Annotated in this window: 1 protein-coding gene; it reads left to right on the top strand. The window is 63.3% G+C overall.

Annotation, left to right across the window (positions count from 1 at the left end; all coding sequences use genetic code 11):
• The first annotated feature begins 65 nt into the window (after positions 1–65).
• Positions 66–1237, top strand: a protein-coding gene (locus tag ADT71_RS00200) for an IS3 family transposase (RefSeq protein WP_132470543.1) whose coding sequence is annotated in 2 segments (ribosomal slippage) — positions 66–330 and positions 330–1237 — 1173 coding nt in all. Because the reading frame shifts where the segments join, the coding sequence is not laid out codon by codon here.
• The last annotated feature ends 61 nt before the right edge of the window (positions 1238–1298 follow it).

The raw sequence follows: 1298 nt of genomic DNA on the forward strand, positions 1-1298 counted from the left end.
TGAGGTGGTGCCGGTTTTCTGGACAGGGTGTTAAGCTACTCCCGACCAAATAGATTGGTACGGGAATGAAGACGACGAGGAAGCGCTACAGCGCGGATTTCAAGGCCAAGGTTGCGCTGGAGGCGATCCGGGGCGACCTGACGCTGGCGGAGTTGGCTGCGAAACACGGCGTCCACCACACGATGATCGCGGCGTGGAAGCGGCAGGCCATCGACGGGATGGCAGGCACGTTCTCCGGGGCTGGCGATGCGGCCAGGGCCGTCAGCGAGAGCGAGGTGGAAAAGCTGCACGCCAAGATCGGACAACTGGTTGTGGAGCGGGATTTTTTAGCGAAAGCCTTCGGTCGATGAGCGTGGACCGGAGGCGGGCGATGGTCGAACCTGCTCACCACCGCCTGTCGATTGCGGCGCAGTGCCGCCTGCTGCGGATCAGCCGCTCGTCCTATTACTACGCGCCGGTACCGGAAACGGACGAGACGCTGGCGCTGATGACGGTGATTGACGAGACCTTCATGGAGTGCCCGTGGTACGGCAGCCGTCAGATGGCGCGGCACCTTCGGCGCGCTGGCCATGAAGTTGGGCGACGACGGGTACGGCGCCTGATGGCGAAGATGGGGCTGACGCCGATCTACCAGCGGCCTCGTACCAGCGATCCGCATCCGCAGCACCGGGTCTATCCCTATCTGCTGCGCAAGCTGGCGATCGAGCGGCCCAACCATGTGTGGTGCGCCGACGTGACCTACATCCCGATGCGGCGCGGTTTCCTGTATCTGGTCGCGATCATGGACTGGGCGACCCGCAAGGTGCTGGCGTGGCGGTTGTCGAACACCATGGATGCCAGCTTCTGCGTCGCGGCGCTGGAGGAGGCTCTGGCCCGGTTCGGGAAGCCCGAGATCTTCAACACGGATCAGGGCAGCCAGTTCACCAGCTTCGCGTTCACCAGCGTTCTGCGCGACGCCGACGTCCGCATCAGCATGGATGGCAGGGGCCGGTGGATGGACAACGTCTTTATCGAGCGGCTCTGGCGCTCCCTGAAGTACGAGTGCGTCTACCTCCATGCCTTCGAGACCGGAACAGAGCTGCGGGCTGGCCTTGGCCGGTGGATCACCTATTACAACACCCAGCGTCCACACTCGGGCTTGGCCGGGCGAACCCCGCTCGAGGCCTATCGACGGATCGGGCAATCAGATCATGGGGGGCATGCCCCCCATGATCTGATGATCAAACAGGCGGCATGAACGACAACCGGGATTAGCTTAACTCAGCCGCCAAACTGTCCAAGAAGGCGGGACCACCTCA

It is taken from the genome of Novosphingobium sp. ST904, assembly GCF_001298105.1.
Taxonomy (GTDB): Bacteria; Pseudomonadota; Alphaproteobacteria; order Sphingomonadales; family Sphingomonadaceae; genus Novosphingobium.